The 15319-nt window shown below is 66.2% G+C and carries 11 protein-coding genes; 3 read left to right on the plus strand and 8 right to left on the minus strand.

Annotation, left to right across the window (positions count from 1 at the left end; all coding sequences use genetic code 11):
• Positions 1-6: 6 nt before the first annotated feature.
• Both OKW45_RS20180 and OKW45_RS20185 read right to left on the minus strand, forming a co-directional pair.
• The gene (locus tag OKW45_RS20180) at positions 7-1062 is read right to left on the minus strand and encodes a CaiB/BaiF CoA transferase family protein (RefSeq protein ID WP_018417629.1); all 1056 of its coding nucleotides are present in this window, start codon (positions 1060-1062) and stop codon (positions 7-9) included.
• 108 nt (positions 1063-1170) lie between these two features.
• Positions 1171-3126: an ATP-binding cassette domain-containing protein gene (locus tag OKW45_RS20185; protein WP_429470666.1), complete on the minus strand. Its 1956-nt coding sequence runs from the start codon at positions 3124-3126 to the stop codon at positions 1171-1173.
• A 166-nt stretch (positions 3127-3292) separates the two neighbouring features.
• Here OKW45_RS20185 and OKW45_RS20190 point away from each other — a divergent pair, with 166 nt between their 5' ends.
• Positions 3293-3772 carry a glutathione peroxidase gene (locus tag OKW45_RS20190; protein ID WP_184004009.1) on the plus strand — a complete coding sequence of 160 codons (480 nt, stop codon included), beginning with the start codon at positions 3293-3295 and terminating at the stop codon, positions 3770-3772.
• Between the two features lie 10 nt (positions 3773-3782).
• Here OKW45_RS20190 and cls read toward each other — a convergent pair whose 3' ends face one another.
• The 6 genes from cls to dapC form a co-directional block, all read right to left on the minus strand.
• Entirely contained in the window at positions 3783-5270 is a 1488-nt protein-coding gene (gene cls / locus OKW45_RS20195; RefSeq protein ID WP_018417632.1) for a cardiolipin synthase, read from the minus strand.
• Between the two features lie 201 nt (positions 5271-5471).
• Complete coding sequence (prmB, locus tag OKW45_RS20200; protein ID WP_090800608.1) at positions 5472-6356, minus strand: 50S ribosomal protein L3 N(5)-glutamine methyltransferase; 885 nt, start codon at positions 6354-6356, stop codon at positions 5472-5474.
• A 14-nt stretch (positions 6357-6370) separates the two neighbouring features.
• Positions 6371-7510, minus strand: coding sequence for a succinyl-diaminopimelate desuccinylase (gene dapE, locus OKW45_RS20205; RefSeq protein WP_429470669.1), 1140 nt, complete (start codon positions 7508-7510; stop codon positions 6371-6373).
• 141 nt (positions 7511-7651) lie between these two features.
• Positions 7652-8017: an ArsC family reductase gene (locus OKW45_RS20210; RefSeq protein WP_018417635.1), complete on the minus strand. Its 366-nt coding sequence runs from the start codon at positions 8015-8017 to the stop codon at positions 7652-7654.
• Positions 8017-8844: a 2,3,4,5-tetrahydropyridine-2,6-dicarboxylate N-succinyltransferase gene (gene dapD, locus OKW45_RS20215; protein WP_008923562.1), complete on the minus strand. Its 828-nt coding sequence runs from the start codon at positions 8842-8844 to the stop codon at positions 8017-8019. The genes OKW45_RS20210 and dapD overlap by 1 nt, the downstream gene beginning before the upstream one ends.
• Before the next feature lie 73 nt (positions 8845-8917).
• Complete coding sequence (gene dapC / locus OKW45_RS20220) at positions 8918-10138, minus strand: succinyldiaminopimelate transaminase (protein ID WP_429470670.1); 1221 nt, start codon at positions 10136-10138, stop codon at positions 8918-8920.
• Between the two features lie 373 nt (positions 10139-10511).
• Here dapC and OKW45_RS20225 point away from each other — a divergent pair, with 373 nt between their 5' ends.
• Positions 10512-11573, plus strand: a complete 1062-nt coding sequence (locus OKW45_RS20225) for a DMT family transporter (RefSeq protein WP_429470672.1) — start codon at positions 10512-10514, stop codon at positions 11571-11573.
• A 184-nt stretch (positions 11574-11757) separates the two neighbouring features.
• Positions 11758-15276: a chromosome segregation protein SMC gene (gene smc, locus OKW45_RS20230; protein ID WP_429470674.1), complete on the plus strand. Its 3519-nt coding sequence runs from the start codon at positions 11758-11760 to the stop codon at positions 15274-15276.
• The last annotated feature ends 43 nt before the right edge of the window (positions 15277-15319 follow it).

Below are 15319 nucleotides of genomic sequence, written 5' to 3' on the forward strand. Positions count from 1 at the left end.
CGCGCATTAGGCCCCGTCGTCGTGTGAGTCGGCGGCGCTCGCGGCCACCGCCGCATACGCGTGCGGATTGAACAGCGGATGCTGCGCCGCTTCAGCGGGCGTAAGCACCGGCGACACGCAGCAATCGAGCGATTCCAGCGATTCCACCCATTCGCCGAGCGTGCGCGTCGCAATCAGATTGGCGACTTCCTGAATGAGTGCCACGGCATCGGGACCGCCGATCGCCTGACCCAGGCTCCAGTGACGCGTCGCCCATTCCGGCCGATCGAGCGCCATGCACAGCGTTTCCCAGAACTTCAATTCGAGCGCGCCGACCGCGAGCCAGCGTTCATCGCTGGTGCGGTAGAGGTTGTAGCAGGGCACGCCGCCGTTCAAGAGACCACTGCCCGCGGCGGGCGCCGCACCTTCGTTGACGAGCGACACCTGCGCGACGAAGTTGTGCGCATAGCTCGTGTGCGTCATCGATACATCGACGAAGCGGCCCGCACCGCCTCGCGCGACATGCCAGAGCGCGGCGAGAATCTGCGTGACCGCGCTCAATGCGCCGCCGAGCAGATCGGCGATCTGGAAGTTCGGCAGGATCGGCGCACCGTCGCGGTTCGCCAGTTGATCGAGCACGCCTGCGTAGCCGATGTAATTCAGATCGTGGCCGGCATGGTCCGCGAACGGACCGCTCGCGCCATATCCGCTGATCGCGCAATAGACGAGCCGCGGATTGGCTGCGCTGAGCGTCGCGTAGCCGAGGCCGAGCCGCTCCATCACGCCGGGCCGGAAGCTCTCGATCAGCACGTCGGCTTCAGCCGCGAGTGCGCGCAGCACCTGGCGTCCTGCTTCGGACTTGAGGTCGAGGCGCGTCTCGCGCTTGCCGCGATTGACCATCCGGTAAAACGCGCCGGGTCGGCCCGCGACACGATCGCTCGACGACTGCATCATCGTGCGAGTCGGGTCGCCCGCGCCGGGCGCCTCGATCTTCAGCACATCGGCGCCGAGCTCGGCGAGGCGCAGCGCGGCCACCGGACCTGGCAGCAGACGCGTGAGGTCGAGCACGCGCAGTCCTTGCAACGGCGGCGCATCGGTTGCCGATGCAGTTGCTGATTCTGGGGCCGATAACCCGGACGATGAATTCGCAAATGACAAAGCCAAGCTCCCGTGGATGCCGGCGCGGTGCCGCTAGCCGATCTGTTCGAGTTCCTCGTGCGTCTCGAGCCATTCGGCTTCGAGCGTGTCGAGGCGCGCGTTCACGTCTGCCTGACGGCGGATCGCCTCCGTCAGCTTGCTCTTCTGCTCCGGTTCGTAACTCGCGGGATCGGCGACGAATGTATCGAGCGTCGCTTTCTCCGCGTTGAGTGCGTCCATTTCCTTTTCGATCTTCGCGATGCGGCTTTGCAGCGGCTTCTTCAGATGCGCGAGCTTCTGCCGCGTTTCCGCTTCGAGGCGGCGCTGCTCCTTGCGATTGACGTTGCTGTCGCCACTCGCCGCGCCGTTGGACGCTGGGTCCGACGCACCGGAAGCATTGGCCTTCAGCGCGGCGCGCTGCTCGGCCGCATGCTGCAGCAGCCAGTCGCGGTAGTCGTCGAGATCGCCGTCGAATTCCTGCAGACGATGCTTCGCGACCAGCATGAACTGATCGGTCGTCGCGCGCAGCAGATGCCGGTCGTGCGAGACCAGGATCAGCGTGCCTTCGAATTGCGCGAGCGCCATCGTCAGCGCGTGGCGCGTTTCGAGGTCGAGGTGGTTGGTCGGCTCGTCGAGCAGCAGCAGGTTCGGCTTTTGCCAGATGATCAGCGCGAGCGCGAGGCGTGCCTTCTCGCCACCGGAGAATGGCGCGATCTTCGCGGTCGCCATGTCGCCGGAAAAGTTGAAGCCGCCGAGGAAGTCGCGCAGCTCCTGCTCGCGCGTATCGGGCGCGAGACGCGCGAGGTGCTGCAACGGGGTGTCGTCCGGACGCAGCGTTTCGAGCTGATGCTGCGCGAAGTAGCCGATGCGCAGACCCTTGCCTTCGCGTACGTGGCCGCTCAACGGTTCGAGCGTGCCCGCGAGCGTCTTGATCAGCGTCGATTTGCCCTGGCCATTCGCGCCAAGCAGGCCGATGCGCTGACCGTTCTGGATCGACAGCATCACGCGCTCGACGATCGGAATCTCGCTGCCGTCTTCGGCATGGTAGCCGCAGCGCACGTCTTCCATCACCATCATCGGATTCGGCGCGGAGTCAGGGGTGCGGAACTCGAACGTGAACGGCGACGCGACGTGCGCGGGCGCGATCAGCTCCATTTTCTCGAGCGCCTTCACCCGGCTTTGCGCCTGACGCGCCTTGGTGGCCTGCGCCTTGAAGCGGTTGATGTAGCTCTGCAGATGCGCGACCGTGCGCTGCTGTTTTTCGTACGCGCTCTGTTGCAGCGCGATCTGCTGCGCGCGCAGCACTTCGAATTGCGAGTAGTTGCCGCCGTAGCGTTTGATCTGCTGGTTCTCGAGATGCAGCGTGACGTTGCAGACGGAATCGAGAAACTCGCGGTCGTGCGAGATCACGATCAGCGTGCCCGCATAGCGATTCAGCCAATCTTCCAGCCAGACGATCGCGTCGAGGTCGAGGTGGTTGGTCGGTTCGTCGAGCAGCAGCAGATCGGAGCGGCACATCAGCGCCTGCGCCAGGTTCAGGCGCATGCGCCAGCCGCCCGAGAAGCTGCTGACCGGCTCGCGGGTCTGATCGAGCGTGAAGCCGAGGCCGAGCAGCAACGCTTCGGCGCGAGCCGGCGCGGTGTAGCCGTCGGCGTCGGCGAACGCGGCGTGCGCTTCGGCTTCTGCCGCGCCGTCGTGCGCCGCGGAGGCTGAAGCGATGCGCGCTTCGACGTCGCGCAGCGCGGCGTCGCCGTCTAGCGTGTAGGCGAGGGCGGTTTTGTCGACGGCGGGCGTTTCCTGCGCGACGTGCGCGATGCGCCAGGTCGGCGGGATCGAGAAATCGCCGCCGTCCGCATGCAGCTGGCCGAGCAGCACGGCGAACAGCGTCGACTTGCCCGCGCCGTTCGCCCCGATGAGGCCGGCTTTTTCACCGGGGTTCAAGGTGAACGTGGTGTTGTCGAAAAGCGGCTTGGTGCCGCGTGCGAGGCTGAACTGATTGAAGCGGATCACGACGTGGCCGGCTGAAGAAAACCGCTATTTTAGACTGCCCGGCGCGTTGCCGGGCGCGCGGCGCCGATGGCCCGGCTGTCACTTTACGCGCGGCCGCCATCCGCCATCCGGCTAACTGTATCGGCAGCGCTTTTGGCATAGACTGACGGCTTTCACAGGAGGGCACATGACATCGATTTATTCGTTCTCGGCACGCACGCTCGGCGGCGCGGAAGCGAGTCTCGCGAAGTACGAAGGCAAGGTGATACTGATCGTCAATACCGCGAGCGAATGCGGGTTCACGCCGCAATACGCGGGCTTGCAGAAGTTGTATGACGCGTACGCGGCGCGCGGACTTGCAGTGCTCGGTTTTCCGTGCAATCAGTTTGGCAAGCAGGAGCCGGGCGACGCCGCGCAGATCGGCAGCTTCTGCGAGAAGAACTACGGCGTGACGTTTCCGATGTTCGACAAGATCGACGTGAACGGCCCGAACGCGCACCCGCTGTTCCGCTATCTGACGATCGAGGCGCCGGGACTGCTCGGTCTCGAGGCGATCAAGTGGAATTTCACGAAGTTTCTGATCGGCCGCGACGGCAATGTCGTCAAGCGCTATGCGCCGCTGACCAAGCCCGAGGCGATCACCGCGGATATCGAAGCGCTGCTGTAAGCGGGCACGCTTACAGGATCGGCGAAAAGAGCCGCGCGACGTGCATCAGCATGCGTCGCAGCGCGTTCGACTTGCGGTACTCGTCGCGGTCGATTTCGCGCGACTCGGCAAAGTCGTCGAGCAGCATCGTCTCGACTTCGAGCGCGAAGCCGCGGTCGACGGTCAGCACCATGATCTCGAAGTTCAGGCGAAACGAGCGGTTGTCGAGATTGGCGCTGCCGATCGCGGCCGCGCTGCTGTCGATCAGCACGACCTTCTGATGCAGGAAGCCCGGCTGATAGCGGAAGATGCGAATGCCCGCGCGCAGCGAGTCGTACGCATAGAGCTTCGACGCCGCGAACACCACGAGGTGATCGCGCCGGCTCGGAATCAGGATGCGCACCTCGACGCCGCGCAGTACCGCGAGCCGCAGCGCGGCGAACACGGCTTCGTCGGGGACGAGGTAGGGCGTCGTGATCCAGATGCGTTCACGTGCCGCGTTGATTGCTTCGACGAAAAACAGCGAGCAGGTCTCCTGCTTGTCGGCCGGGCCGCTCGGCAGCACGAGGCAGTGCATGTTGTTCGCGGCGCGTTCGTTGGCGCCGTGGTCGCCGGGCTGGTCGAAGGATGGGGTCACGGAATCCGCGGCCGGCGCGTCGAACTCGGGCAACTGCTGCGTGGCCCAGTACCAGTCCTCGATAAAGACGAACTGGATGCTTGCGACTGCTGGCCCGCGCACTTCGATGTGCGTATCGCGCCACGGCGACAGCGGCGGCTTCGCGCCCAGATATTCGACCCCGACGTTATGACCGCCGACAAACGCGCGCTCGCCGTCGACCGCCACGATCTTGCGGTGATTGCGGAAATTCAGTTGCAGACGGTTGACGAAGCGGCGGTTCGTGGCGAACGGCTGCATCTCGATGCCGGCGGCGCGCAGCGCCGCGACGTAGCGGTGCGGCAGATCGAAGCTGCCGATACTGTCATACAGGAAGTAGACCCGCACGCCCTGTTTGGCTTTGGCGATCAGCGCGTCCTTCAGCATGTCGCCGAGCGCGTCGTCGCGCACGATGAAGAATTGCACGATCACATAGCGGCGCGCGTTCTCGATCGCCTCGAAGATCGCCTCGAAAGTCGCCGTGCCGTTGACCAGCGTGCGCACGGTATTGCCTGGCAGGAACGGCATGCCGCCGAGGCGCGTCAGCGACTGCACGAGCCGCGAGCCGAGCTGCTGCGTCGGCGCCCCGGCCGACGACGCGTGCGTGTCCCACACCTGCGGATGCGCGTGCGTGCGCAGCAGCTCGTTCTCGACGCGGCGCGCGTCCGCGTAGCCGGCGAACTTGCTGCGGCCAAGGAACAGGTAGGGCACGAGCGTCAGATAAGGCATCGCGACCAGCGACACGGCCCATGCAATCGCCCCTTGCGAGGTGCGGGTATGGAGAATCGCGTGAGCGGCCGCGATGATGCCGAGAATGTGGGCAACAGCAACCAGCGTGCCGACGTGAAGCAGGTCGAATGACATAAGCTCGCGAACAGTTGGCGAAGCGCCGTGGTTCAGGAAACGGAGGCGGGCACGGGCTCGCTCCGTGGTCTGCGGCGAACGCGTCGGGCAACGGGCTCAGGCTGCGGTTGCGGGCAAGGCCACGCGCTGTCGCGGCGATTGCTCGTGACCCTGCCTGAGAAACGCGCTTGAAACGACGATCAAACGGTCAGCATGCCGGACTCAGACCGGCAAGTCGCTGGCCTGGATCAGAAACACGTTGTCGTCGCCGGCGCTGGTCGACAGCCACACGAGATCGAGACCGCCGAACGCCGCTTCGACGTGCTCGCGTTCGTTGCCGATCTCGATGACGAGCACGCCGTCTTCGGTCAGCCAGTTGCGCGCGTCGGCTATGATCCGTCGCACGATGTCCATACCGTCGGCGCCACCCGCGAGCGCCATCTCCGGCTCGTGCTTGTATTCGGCCGGCAGCTCCTGCATCGACGTGGCGTTCACGTACGGCGGATTGCTGATGATCACGTCGTAGCGGCGCTCGGCGAGCGGCGCATACAGATCGCCTTCGAACAGCGCGATGCGCTCGTCGAGGTGGTAGTCCAACACGTTGCGCGTCGCGACTTCGAGCGCGGGCGCGGACAGATCGACCGCGTCGACGTCGGCGTTCGGGAACGCGTGCGCGGCGAGGATCGCGAGGCACCCGGAGCCGGTGCACAGTTCGAGCACCGCGCCGACCTGCTCGGGGTCCTCGACGTACGGCTGCAGGCCGTCCTGCAGCAACTCGCCGATGAACGAGCGCGGCACGATCACGCGCTCGTCGACGTAAAAGCGATAGCCGTGCATCCACGCTTCCTGCGTGATGTACGCGGCCGGTACGCGTTCGGCGGCGCGTCGCTCGATCACTTTCAGCACCGCCTCGATTTCGGCCGTGGTCAGGCGCGCGTCGAGAAACGGCTCGAGCAGGTCGAGCGGCAAATGAAGCGTGTGCAGGATCAGGTAGGCGGCTTCGTCGTAGGCATTGGCCGAGCCGTGGCCGAACGACAGTTTGGCCTCGCTAAAACGCGACACTGCATAACGCAGCAGGTCGCGGACGGTGCAAAAAGGAAGCGTCATCGCAAAGTTCCAGGTTACGCGATCAGTTGTTCGAGCACGCGGCGATACACGTTCTTCAGCGGCTCGATATGGGCGACTTCGATATGTTCGTCGATCTTGTGGATGCTCGCGTTCAGCGGACCGAACTCGATCACCTGCTCGCAGATGCGCGCGATGAAGCGGCCGTCCGACGTGCCGCCGGTGGTCGACAGCTCGGTGTCCACGCCGGTTTCGTCCTTGATCGCTTGCGCGAGCGCGCTCGACAGCTCGCCGTGCGGGGTGAGAAATGGCAGGCCGCTCACGGTCCATTGCAGTTCGTATTCGAGGCCGTGTTTGTCGAGAATCGCATGCACGCGCTTTTGCAGTCCTTCGACGGTGCTCGCAGTCGAGAAGCGGAAGTTGAACATCACGTCCGCATGGCCGGGGATCACGTTGGTCGCGCCGGCGCCGCTGTGGAGGTTCGACACCTGCCAGGTGGTCGGCGGGAAATATTCGTTGCCTTCGTCCCAGCGCTCGGCGACGAGTTCGGCGAGCGCTGGCGCCAGCACGTGCACCGGATTCTTCGCCAGATGCGGGTAGGCGATATGGCCCTGCACGCCCTTGACGATCAGCTTGCCCGACATCGAGCCGCGCCGGCCGTTCTTGACCATGTCGCCGAAACGTTCGCTCGACGTCGGCTCGCCGACGATGCAGTAGTCCATGCGCTCACCCCGCTGCTGCAATGCTTCGACGACCTTGACGGTGCCGTCGGTGGCGGGGCCTTCCTCGTCGCTCGTGATCAGGAGCGCGATCGAGCCGCGGTGCTCGGGGTGCGCGGCGACGAACTCCTCGCTCGCGACGACGAAGCCGGCGATCGACGCCTTCATGTCCGCCGCGCCGCGGCCGTACAGCTTGCCGTCGCGCTGGGTCGGCTCGAACGGCGCCGAGTGCCATTGTTCGAGCGGGCCGGTCGGTACCACGTCGGTGTGGCCGGCGAACGCGAGCAGCTTGCCTTGCGTGCCGTCGACGCCGCGTTTGACGGCCCACAGGTTGGTCACGCCGTTGGATTCGATCGTCTCGTGCTCGAAGCCGAGCGCGGCGAGGCGCTCGATCAGGAGACGCTGGCAATGCTGATCGTCGGGCGTGACGGACGCGCGCGCGATCAGTTGTTCGGTAAGGGCGAGGGTGCCGGACATGGATTTAGGACAAGCCATTTTGAAATGAAAAAATGCCGGCTCGCGGTGAGGCACCGCAGCCGGCAACAGCCTTTGAACGACGCGGCGCGAGGCCGCGCGTTCGACTACCTCGTGCTCGAGCCTGGCGCTTCAGCGCCGCGCTCAGACAAACAGCGCCGCGTACTCATCCGCCGAAAAGCCGAGCGACTTCACCCGTCCGTTCACGACCAGCACCGGCCGCTTGATCACCGACGGCTTGTGGATCATCAGCGCGATCGCGCCCGGCTGCGTTTCCGCGGCCGCCTTCATGTCGTCGGACAGAGCGCGCCACGTCGTGCCGCGGCGGTTCAGCAGCGCATCGAGCTTGACGTCCTTGAGCCAGTCCTGCACGAGCGGCTCGGTCACGCCGGCCTTCTTGAAGTCGTGGAACTCGAACTCGACGCCGTGCTCTTCGAGCCATACACGGGCCTTCTTCACGGTGTCGCAGTTCGGAATGCCGTAGACGACGGTTTTGGTGCCGCGCGCCATCAATCGCCTCGCAGCAACTCGTTCAGGCCGACCTTCGCGCGCGTCTTCGCGTCGACCTTCTTGACGATGACCGCGCAGTACAAGCTGTGCGTGCCGTCCTTCGACGGCAGGTTGCCCGCCACCACGACCGATCCCGCCGGAATGCGGCCGTACGTGACTTCGCCGGTTTCGCGGTCGTAAATCTTGGTGCTCTGGCCGAGGTACACGCCCATCGAGATCACCGAGTTTTCCTCGACGATCACGCCTTCGACGACTTCCGAGCGCGCGCCGATGAAGCAGTTGTCTTCGATGATGACCGGGTTGGCCTGCAGCGGCTCCAGCACGCCGCCGATGCCGACGCCGCCCGACAGGTGCACGTTCTTGCCGATCTGCGCGCACGAGCCGACGGTGGCCCACGTGTCGACCATCGTGCCTTCGTCGACGTACGCGCCGATGTTGGTGTACGACGGCATCAGCACGACGTTCTTCGCGATGAACGAGCCGCGGCGCGCGATCGCGGGCGGCACGACGCGGAAGCCGCCGGCGGCGAAGTCTTCAGCGGTGTAGTTCGCGAACTTCGACGGCACCTTGTCGTAGAACTGGCTGTAGCCGCCGGCCGGCATCGGCGCGTTGTCTTCCAGACGGAACGACAGCAGCACGGCCTTCTTCAGCCACTGGTTGACGACCCAGTCGCCGTCCTTCTTTTCGGCGACGCGCAGCGCGCCCTTATCGAGTTGCTCGATCGCATGGGCGACGGCTTCGCGCACTTCTGCCGGCGCGGCTTTCGGCGACAGTTCGGCGCGGTTGTCCCAGGCGGTATCGATGATGCTCTGAAGTTGTTGCGACATATGCGTGATTATCTGAAGGGTTGAAGTCTGAAGAAGGGGATGCCGTGTAGCTCAAGCGAGGCTCAGGCTGCACTCAGTTGACACTGAGCGAGCGGCAGAATTCGACGATCCGCTGCGCGCCCGCCGTGCATTCGTCGACGTCGGTGACGAGCGCGAGGCGCACGAAATTGCGGCCGGGGTTCACGCCATGCGCGGTGCGCGCGAGGAACGAGCCCGGCAGAACCGTCACATTATAGTCGGCGTAGAGGCGCTGGGCGAACTCGGTGTCCGTGAGGCCGGTGCGCTCGACGTTGGCCCACAGGTAGAACGCGGCGTCGGGCAGGCGCACGTCGAGCACCTCGGCGAGCATCGGCGTGACGGTCGTGAACTTCCGCAGGTACCTGGCGCGGTTCTCGCGCACGTGCGTCTCGTCGCTCCACGCGACCACGCTCGCGCTCTGGAACACGGTCGACAGCGCCGTGCCGTGGTACGTGCGATACAGCAGGAATGCCTTGAGAATCGCGGCGTCGCCGGCGACGAAGCCCGAGCGCATGCCCGGCACGTTCGAGCGCTTCGACAGGCTCGACAGCATCACGAGGCGCTCGAAACCGCGTCCGAGCTTGTGGGCCGCTTCGAGGCCGCCGAGCGGCGGCTTCGACTCGTCGAAATAGATTTCCGAGTAGCACTCGTCCGAAGCGATCACGAAGCCGTAGCGGTCCGATAGCGCGAACAGCTCGCGCCAGTCGTCGAGCGTGAGGACGGCGCCGGTCGGGTTGCCCGGCGAGCAGACGTACAGCAGTTGCGTGCGGGCCCACACGTCGGCGGGCACCGCCGAGTAGTCGCACGCGAAGTTGCGCGCCGGGTCGCTGTTGACGAAGTACGGCTGCGCGCCGCCGAGCAGCGCCGCGCCTTCGTAGATTTGGTAGAACGGGTTCGGACAGAGTACGATCGCAGGCTCGCCGTCAGCATCGCGGCGCGGATTGAGCACCGTCTGCGCGAGCGCGAACAGCGCCTCGCGCGAGCCCGCCACCGGCAGCACCTCGGTCAGCGGATCGAGCGGCGGCAGGTTGTAGCGTTGCGTGACCCATTTGGCGATCGACTCGCGCAGCGGCGACGAGCCGAGCGTGGCCGGATACGCGGCGAGGCCACCGAGCGAATCGATGACGGCGTCGCGGATCAGCGGCGGGGTTGGATGTTTCGGCTCGCCAATGCCGAAGCTGATATGCGCGAGGCCGGCCGGCGGCGTGACGTCCTTGAAAAGCAGGCGCAGCTTTTCGAACGGATAGGGCTGAAGGGAGTCGAGTAGCGGATTCACGGACGAAATGGCCTGATCGGAATGGACGCGGATGAAAGGCGGGACAACCGGGCACGCGCGCCGGCGGGCGGCGGTGCATCAATCATGAATCGGCATCCCTGCGCGCGATGGACTGGCCAGCGACGAGCCGGCCACCAGTGGCGGCGAACGGACGATTATAGCGTGGCGCGCCCGCGGACCAGGCGGGAGCCTGGCGCGCGGCGCGGGAGCAATCCGCGAGGCCGCGCACCGGGGCGCCGCGGCGGGAACGGCGCGAATCCGCCACGGTTCGCGTAAAAGAATACGCAGGAGCAGCAATGTACGCAGCAGTTCAGGAGACGGCCGGCTGGACCCTCATACGACCCGCCCACGACGCCCGTCGGAGTCCCGCCCCATGACCAACTGGCTTCGCAACGGCTGGCCGACGCTCGCGATCATGCTGGGCGCGTCGGTCTGGGGGATGGTCTGGTATCCGCTGCGGATGCTGGCCGCGCTCGGCGTGACCGGCACCGCCGCGAGCGCGCTCACGAGCGGCACCGGCTGCCTGTTCGTGCTGCTCGTGCGGAATGGCGCGCTGAAGACCGTGCGGTGGCACTGGCTGCTGCCGGCGCTCGCGCTCGCCGCGGGTGTCACGAATCTCGGCTTCGTGTGGGGCGCGATCCACGGTCAGGTGATGCGCGTGCTGCTGCTGTTCTATCTGACGCCCGCGTGGACCGCGCTGTTCGCGCATTTCATCCTGCACGAGCGCCTCACGTGGTCGGGCGCGGCGCTGGCCGCGCTATCGCTCGCGGGCGCGATGACGATGCTATGGTCGCCGCGTCTCGGCATTCCGGTACCCGGCAATCCCGCCGAATGGGCCGGGCTCGCCGGCGGCATGGGCTTCGCGATGAGCAACGTGCTGATCCTGAAGACGAGCCGCGTGCTGCCGGACATGAAGCCCGAAATGCGCACCGCGGTGATCTTCGGCGGCGCGGCGCTGTTCGGCGCGCTGGCGTCGCTGTTCGAGCCGATGCCCGCGCCGCCCGTCGGCGCACATCTCGGCACCGCGGCGCTGCTGGTGCTCGGTCTCGGTCTGCTGCTCGCGTCGAACAACATGCTCGTGCAATACGGGCTCTCGCGCGTGCCGGCCAATCGCGCGTCGATCATCATGCTGTTCGAACTCGTCGTGACGGCGCTGTCGGCGTGGCTGTTCGCCGGCGAAGTACCGGGCCCGCGCGAATGGGCCGGCGGCGCCTGCATCGTGCTCGCGTCGGCCTTGTCGAGCTGGGTGCATCGGACGAAATTGGCGCCGCCCGATCCCGCCATTGGGGACACGGACGGGCACGGCGGCGACGATGGACGCGGTGGTCAATGCCGTGGCAAACGCGGTGACCACCGCGGTGACGAACCCGGCCCTGACGGCGACAGCGACGACCACCGAAAGGACGGTAAGAATCGTCCACGCGCGATGGTATGATTCCCCCTCATTAGCCGGCGCATGCGTACCTGCGTGTGCCTCAGATGTGCATGAGCGCATGCAGCCGGCAACCAAATTGCGAAGGCTCGCGAGGTTGCGTGGGGCCGTCCCGCTGCGGCGGTGAACGACTGGCGCAACCTCGCGAGCCACCTATCACTCTCTCTTTTCAAACAGCGAAATCGCCGTGCGGCTCACCTCGATCAAACTCGCTGGTTTCAAATCCTTCGTCGATCCCACGCATTTCCAGGTCCCAGGCCAGTTAGTTGGCGTGGTCGGTCCGAATGGGTGCGGCAAATCCAACATCATCGACGCCGTGCGCTGGGTGCTCGGCGAATCGCGCGCCTCTGAATTGCGCGGCGAGTCGATGCAGGACGTGATCTTCAACGGCTCGACCGCCCGCAAGCCCGGCAGCCGCGCGAGCGTCGAACTCGTGTTCGACAACGCGGACGGCCGCGCCGCCGGCCAGTGGGGCCAGTATGCGGAGATCGCCGTGAAGCGCGTGCTGACGCGCGACGGCACGTCGAGCTACTACATCAACAATCTGCCGGCGCGGCGCCGCGACATCCAGGACATCTTCCTCGGCACCGGCCTCGGGCCGCGTGCGTACGCGATCATCGGGCAGGGCATGATCGCGCGGCTGATCGAGGCGAAGCCCGAAGAGCTGCGCGTGTTCCTCGAAGAAGCCGCCGGCGTGTCGAAGTACAAGGAGCGCCGCCGCGAGACCGAGAACCGTTTGCACGACACGCGCGAGAACCTGACGCGCGTCGAGGACATCGTCCGCGAGCTCGGCGCGAATCTCGAGAAGCTGGAGGGGCAGGCGGTCGTCGCGACGCGTTATCGCGAGCTGCAAAGCGACGGCGAGGAAAAACAGCGTCTGCTGTGGTTGCTGCGCAAGAACGAGGCGGCCGGCGAGCAGCAGCGCCAGCAACGCGCGATCGAGCAGGCGCAGATCGACCTCGAGGCGCAAACCGCGAAGCTGCGCGAAGTCGAGGCGGAACTCGAAACGCTGCGCGTCGCGCACTATTCGGCGAGCGATGCGATGCAAGGCGCGCAGGGCGCGCTGTACGAGGCGAACGCGGAAGTGAGCCGGCTGGAAGCCGAGATCCGCTTCATCGTCGAATCGCGCAACCGCGTGCAGGCGCAGATCGCCGCGCTGACCGCGCAGCGCGAGCAGTGGCAATCGCAGGCCGACAAGGCGCGGGACGATATCGCCGACGCTGAAGAGCAACTGGCCGTCGCTGAAGAAAAAGCCGTGCTCGCCGAAGAGAACGCCGCCGCGAAGCACGATGCGCTGCCCGCCCTCGAAGCGCGCTGGCGCGACGCTCAGGCGGAGCTGAACACCGAGCGCGGCGGCATCGCGCAGACCGAGCAGGCGCTGAAGCTCGAAGCCGCGCATCAGCGCAATGCCGATCAGCAGTTGCAGCAGCTGCAGCAGCGCCATGAGCGGCTGAAATCGGAAGAGGGTGGCCTCGACGCGCCCGACGAGGCGCAGCTCGAGGAGTTGCGCATGCAGCTCGCCGAGCACGAGGAAATCCTTCACGACGCGCAGGGCCGCCTCGCCGACGCGCAGGAAACACTGCCGCGGCTCGACGGTGAACGCCGCGCCGCGCAGGAGCGCGTGCAGGCCGAAAGCGCGCAGATCCATCAGCTCGACGCGCGCCTCGCCGCGCTCAGGCAGTTGCAGGAAAACGTGCAGACCGAAGGCAAGATCCAGCCGTGGCTCGACAAACACGAGCTGGGCAGCCTGCCGCGTCTGTGGAAGAAGCTGCATGTCGAGGCCGGTTGGGAAACCGCGCTCGAAGCGGTGCTGCGCGAGCGCCTCGCCGCGCTCGAGGTGTCGAATCTCGACTGGGTCAAGGCGTTCGCAACCGACGCGCCACCGGCCAAGCTGGCGTTCTACGCGCCGCCCGCGGCTGGTCAGCCGGCCCCGGCGGCGGGCGCGCTGCGCTCGCTGCTGTCGCTCGTGCGCATCGAGGACGCGGGCATCCGCGCGGTGCTGACCGACTGGCTGGGCCTCGCGTTCGTCGCCGACGATCTGCAGCAGGCGCTTTCGATGCGCGCACAGCTGCCCGAGGGCGGCGCGTTCGTCGTCAAGGCGGGGCACGTGGTCACGCGCGTCGGCGTGCAGCTGTATGCGGCCGATTCCGAACAGGCCGGCATGCTCGCGCGTCAGCAGGAAATCGAAAACCTCGGCCGCCAGGTGCGCGCACAGGCATTGCTTGCCGACGAGGCGAAGGCCGCCGCGATCCGCGCCGAAGCCGCGCACACGCAAGCCGCGCAGGCGCTCGCCGAGCTGCGCCAGCAGGCCGAACGCGCGACGCAGCGGGTGCACGCGTTGCAGATGGACGTGCTGAGGCTCACCCAGGCGCACGAACGCTACACGCAGCGCAGCACGCAGATTCGCGAGGAACTCGAAGAGATAGCCGCGCAGACCGACGAGCAGCGGGCGCTGCGCGCCGAGTCGGAAGCGAACTTCGAGCGTCACGACGGCGAGCTCGCCGAACTGCAGGCGCGCTTCGAAGACCACCAGCTCGCGTTCGAAGCACTCGACGAAGAACTGACGACGGCCCGCGGCGAAGCACGCGACCTCGACCGCGCCGCTACCGACGCGCGCTTCGCGGCGCGCAACATGGCGAACCGCATCGACGAATTGAAGCGCAGCATCCAGGTCGCGCACGAGCAGAGCGAGCGCGTCGCGGGCGCGCTCGAAGACGCGCGCGCCGAACTGGAAACGATCAACGAGCAGACCGCGCACACCGGTCTGCAGGACGCGCTCGACATCCGCGCCGTGAAAGAAGAGGCGCTGCGCGCCGCGCGCGTCGAGCTTGACGACCTGACCGCGAAGCTGCGCTCGGCCGACGAAACGCGTCTCACCGCCGAGCGCGCCCTGCAGCCGCTGCGCGACCGCATCAATGAATTGCAGTTGAAGGAACAGGCTGCGCGCATCAACGGCGAGCAGTTCGTCGAGCAGTTGGCCGCGGCCGGTGTCGATGAAGCCGAACTGCAAGCCAAGCTGACGGCGGACATGAAGCCGTCGTACCTGCAGGGCGAAGTCACGCGCATCAACAACGCGATCATGGCGCTGGGGCCGGTCAACATGGCCGCGCTCGACGAGCTGAAGGCCGCGACCGAGCGCAAGAGCTTCCTCGATTCGCAGTCGGCCGACCTGACGAGCGCGATCGAAACGCTCGAAGACGCGATCCGCAAGATCGACGCCGAAACGCGCACGCTGCTGCAAAGCACGTTCGACGAAGTGAACCGTCATTTCGGCGAGCTGTTCCCGCGTCTCTTTGGCGGCGGCCAGGCGAAGCTGATCATGACCGGCGACGAAATTCTCGACGCCGGCGTGCAGGTGATGGCGCAACCGCCGGGCAAGAAGAATTCGACGATTCACCTGCTGTCGGGCGGCGAGAAAGCGCTGACCGCGACCGCGCTCGTGTTCGCGATGTTCCAGCTGAATCCGGCGCCGTTCTGTCTGCTCGACGAAGTGGACGCGCCGCTCGACGACGCCAACACCGAGCGTTTCGCGAATCTGGTACGGGCGATGTCGGACAAAACCCAGTTCCTGTTCATCTCGCACAACAAGATCGCGATGGAGATGGCGCAGCAGCTGATCGGCGTGACGATGCAGGAGCAGGGCGTCTCGCGGATCGTCGCGGTCGACATGGAATCGGCGGCGGGTTTCGCCCAGAATATCGTTTGAGTTAACGCTTTCGCGGGCATCCGCATCCAGCGCAGCGGCCTCG

Source organism: Paraburkholderia lebeckiae, from assembly GCF_050436225.1.
GTDB lineage: Bacteria > Pseudomonadota > Gammaproteobacteria > Burkholderiales > Burkholderiaceae > Paraburkholderia > Paraburkholderia tuberum.